Here is a 4,389-nt window from a genome sequence, read left to right as displayed (position 1 = left end):
CGAGCTTGATAAGGTGGCCGAACAGCTGAACGGAAGGCCGCGGCAGACGTTGGGCTGGGCGAAGCCGGTCGAAGTCTTCAACGATTTGCTGGCGAAGCATGCGTCGCTATGACCGCTTGAATCCGCCGGCATCCGCGGGTTCGTCGGGTGGTTGCGCAGCGTGTGCGTAGCCGCTGGTTTTCGGGGTTGCGGTAGCCGAAGGCGTTGCGGGCGTCGAGTTTGACGACCCGGTTGTGGCCCTCGCTGGTGGCGTTGGTGATCCCGGTGTGGAGGAATGCCTCGATGCGGTCCCACCAGGTGCTGACGGTGGTGGCGAGGCGTTCGAGTTCGGGGACAGCGGCGTCGGCGCACCAGGTGTAGAACCTGGTGAGCCGGTGGGCGATCACGGTGCGGTCGGGGTGGGTGCGGGCAAGGGCGAGCAGGTGACGAAGTTCCTCCTTCGCGATCCAGGCGGTCAGGATGGTCTGCCCGGGTTCACCGAGGTCGATCAGGGTGTTCCACAGCTTCGCGAGCTGGCGGTCGGTGAGGTCCTCCCGGTTGCGGCGCAGCAGGTTACGGATCTTCCATTCCGGGTCGCTGTCGCGGCCGCGCCGGCCCCGCAGCACGGTGGTGACCCGGCGGCGGACCTCCGCGACGGCGTCGTTCGCCAGCTGCACCACATGAAAGTGATCGACGACGAGGGTGGCGTGGGGCAGGGAGCGGCGGACGGCGGCGACGAACACCGTGCACATGTCAATCGCGACGTAGCGGACCCGGTCACGCCAGGCCGCGGACTGGCTGGCCAGCCAGTACGCGACGTCGTCGGCGGTCCGGCCCTCGACCTGGCCGAGCATCCCCTGCCCGCCGGCGAGGTCGGTGAACCCGACGTGCCACCGGTCGGCGAGCACCCGGGCCTTCGCCGGCTCGCCACCCGCCGGCTCGCCGTCCTGCGGCTCGGGCTCGGCGGCGGGGAGCGCCGGCGCGGCCGTGGGGCCCCCGGCGGGCCACCAGCGCGGCCGACCCCGACGCACCTCGTCGATCCCGAGCACCTCGACGGGCGGGGCCGCGCCGCCGTCCAGGTCCGCGGCCTGCCGGCGCACCGCGTCCATCACCGTCGGCCAGGACAGCCCCAGCGAGCGGGCGGCGGCCACGACCGTCGCGCAGACCCCGTCGACCACCCGCCGCCCAGCCTCCGCGCGCAGCCGGGCCGTCAGCCGCGCCCGGGCCGGCACCGCGGGCAGCGACTCGGTGAACGACCCCCGCGCGCACCCCGCCTCGTCGCAGTACCAACGCCGCTTGACCCACTCCAGCCGCAGACCGGCCGACCCGCAGGGCAGGTCACGCGGCCGGGTGCGCACCACACCCTTGACCCGACTCGCGAACACCCCGCACGACGGGCACGCCCGCGCCGCCTCGTCCACGGTCTCCAGCCACACCAGCCGCGACCCGTCCGTCTGCCGCTCGACGCGGCGCACCACCAGACCGTCCAACTCCACCAACAACGTCGCAGCACGCATATGATCGTCCAAGCCCGTAACCCCTGTGGCGTCTTGATTGCGTGAGAACAACCAAGATCGCCCGGGTTGCGGGCCTTTTCATGTCACGACATGCCGGCGTCCCACGCCGAGCACACGAAGCCACACCGAGCCAACATCACGGACGGTCACCAAACCCGGCAAGGATTCCACACCCACCCCGGTTAACTTCGAAGACCCCGATAACGCAGAGCCGCCATCCTCAGGGTCGACGATCGCTCAGGCACGCTGCCTATGCTCCATCAGGATATCCTTTCCGTAGTTGGTGACTTGAGGCGATGCCGAGAAGGCCGACGTCGACGGCAGTGTTTGTGACGACAGTTTGACGATCGGTATTGCCTGCATGCTGGCCCACGAGGAGACGTCGACGGGAAATGCTAGGAGAACCATGGCTGTACGGCCCAACCCAAAGCGCCGACCTGGCGGGTTAGACGTCCGACACCACCTCGTCCACGAACCGCGACGGAGAAGGGCAGCATTCTGGTCCCCATCAGGCCACCGCGACGGACGTGATAGAAACGATAAGTTACATAGTCCGCTGCGGTGTAGCCAATAGTCGCCGCCCACCGCTTAGGACGTCGCCAATTTCCATTCCTCGCCAGCGACTCTACTCTTACCGAGAAAAATGCACCCAGTGCTGCGGCGGCGAGAACACTGCAGGCTCCAGCCGACGCGAGCATGCATGCATGCATGCACAAAAGGCAAGGAGTCCAGCTATTTGACCGCGGTTCTTCCAGGCGGTTCCACCGCGGCATCCTCCACGGCGATGCTTGCCGAATATGCAGAGACGTCCGTTCAGATCAAAGGTGTTGTAGGGGTCCTGGTGGGCGTAGTCGTAGGCGTTGTCCGAGCCGCCGGGTTCGGGGTCGGTCTGGAGGAAACGGCCGAGGTTGGGGTCGTAGAGACGGACGCCCATCAGGGTGAGGCCGGACAGGGTGTCCCGGGAACGCTGCTTCGCGCCGAGCCAGCCGTAACGCGGGTAGGCCGAGCTCGGGAAGTACGGGCTGCCGAACTCGGTGGACTCCGCATAGCTCGCCGGCGAACCGGCCGAGGTCGAGTCGTCGACGGTCGCGACCACATCACCGTGCAGGCTCGCCAACTGCAACGTCACCGGACCACCATCGGTCTGGACCGCGGCCAGGTCACCGCCGATACCGGTAATGTTCCGCGACCAGGACGAACCGACCCCAATCCACGCCGGGCTGTCCCCCGACCCGGACGTGTAATGGTTCACCGACGTCGTCGACCCGTCCGACCACGACCGAACCCGCCGCGCCGGATCCAACGCATACGACCTCGTCGACGAACCCATAGTCTCACTCGCCACCAGATCGTTCACGAAGTAGCCGATGCTGACCGACGACCTGCCCGGCGGATACGAATCCGTCGTCGTCCGACCGAACAGATCATAGACATACCCGCTGTTCGTGAGCCGATCAGCCTGGTCATAGCCGAAAGAATAACCGGTGGCCGACGTTGACGTCGAGCAGGTACCCGCATCACTACCCCCACCATCCGGGTAGCTCGTCAACGACAACCGATTCGAATCCCCGTCATACCCATACGACCGCGTCGTGCACGACGCCGGACCACCATAACTCACCGTATCCGCCACCGACGTCAACCGACCCGACAGGTCATAGCCCAACGACTTCGTCGACGCCGGCGTCGCATCCAGGCGGATCTGGCCGTAAACCGAGTTGGCCTGGGCGAACGCCAACCACGGAGTGCCATCCTCGGCATACGACAACGCAGTCGGCTCACTGTTGTCGTCATACCGCGTCGCCGCGACCAGGCCGTTCGGATACGTCTGCGACGTCAGCTTCCCATCAGCGTTGTAACCCGCCGTGAACGTCGACGGCGCGCTACCGGCGCCGACACCGAGACTCGTCAACAGACCACGGTGCTCCCCCCGAACCACCATCGTAGGTGTAGGTGCCCTTGCCGTCGTTCACCGTCGCGATGCGGCCGTCGACGTCATAGGTCGTCGCCGCGGTCTTGCCGTCCGCGTCGGTCTGCGAGGTCACCTGACCCCACGAGTCATAACCGGTGGTGAGCGTCACGCTGTCCACGGTGGTCGTCGTCGGCAGACCCGTCGACGCATCGACGTTCCTCACCTCGACCCGCGAAGGAGTCGAGGTGAGGAACTGGACCCGCCTGGACGTTCATGCCTTCATACCGAGGACCGGATGGATCTTTTTGCCATTCGGGCCTTCATGGCTACCCTTTTTCGGAAGCAGACCCTGATTTGCGTTGCCGTATCCCGGCTCCAACCGACCCACCGACAGTAATCGCTGTCGCGGTAAGTACGTCAAGCGCGAATCGATGCCAGTCGTAGCCACCACCCGGCACCCCTGTAGTAAGCAGCAGAATTCCCGCGAGAGGAATCCCGACTACAAGGCCAACAAGAACTCCGCGGAGGACGAGGAAAATCATGGATTTACTCTTCATCGTCTCCTACCGATCCGGTCTCGTGCTAGATCCTGGTCTGCCGATTTCCGTCTTTCCGCAGTGCTCCCATGACTGGTGGAGTGTCTCCGCTTTTGTGGACACCTTTTTAGGCTGCCAGCTGGCTGATATTTCTGCAGCCTAGTTCGTATTCCTTGGGTGTCAAGTAGTCAAGGGTGGAATGGCGGCGTGTTGTTGGGCCAGGGGCGGGTGTGGATCAGTTCTTTCTTGTAGGTCGCGAAGAAGGATTCCGAAACGGCGTTGTCGTAGCAGATTCCGGTGCGGCCGAGGGAACGGCGGATGTTGTTCTTCTTGCAGAAGGCGTCGAAGGCACTGGAGGTGTACTGAACGGTCCACTGCGCGTCGTCTCCCTCACCTCGGCCGCCACCACGTTGGCCGCCCGGTCCACCCCACCCGCCCCCTGAGT

The 4,389-nt window shown here is 65.4% G+C and carries 3 protein-coding genes and 1 pseudogene; all 4 read right to left on the bottom strand.

Going from position 1 to position 4,389, the window contains the following annotated elements:
• Positions 1-77 precede the first annotated feature (77 nt).
• Positions 78-1,496, bottom strand: coding sequence for a transposase (locus tag NBZ85_RS28170; RefSeq protein WP_261563005.1), 1,419 nt, complete (start codon positions 1,494-1,496; stop codon positions 78-80).
• A gap of 631 nt (positions 1,497-2,127) precedes the next feature.
• Entirely contained in the window at positions 2,128-3,408 is a 1,281-nt protein-coding gene (locus NBZ85_RS28165) for an RHS repeat-associated core domain-containing protein (protein ID WP_261563003.1), read from the bottom strand.
• Positions 3,380-3,631: an RHS repeat domain-containing protein gene (locus tag NBZ85_RS28160; protein ID WP_261560624.1), complete on the bottom strand. Its 252-nt coding sequence runs from the start codon at positions 3,629-3,631 to the stop codon at positions 3,380-3,382. The genes NBZ85_RS28165 and NBZ85_RS28160 overlap by 29 nt, the downstream gene beginning before the upstream one ends.
• A 501-nt stretch (positions 3,632-4,132) precedes the next feature.
• Positions 4,133-4,389: pseudogene (locus NBZ85_RS28155) on the bottom strand (hypothetical protein); the annotation flags it as partial.

Origin of the sequence: Frankia tisae (assembly GCF_025403405.1) — a bacterium.
Taxonomy (GTDB): Bacteria; Actinomycetota; Actinomycetes; order Frankiales; family Frankiaceae; genus Frankia; species Frankia tisai.
Note: the sequence above shows the minus strand (reverse complement) of the source record. Positions and strands in the feature narration are given on the sequence as shown.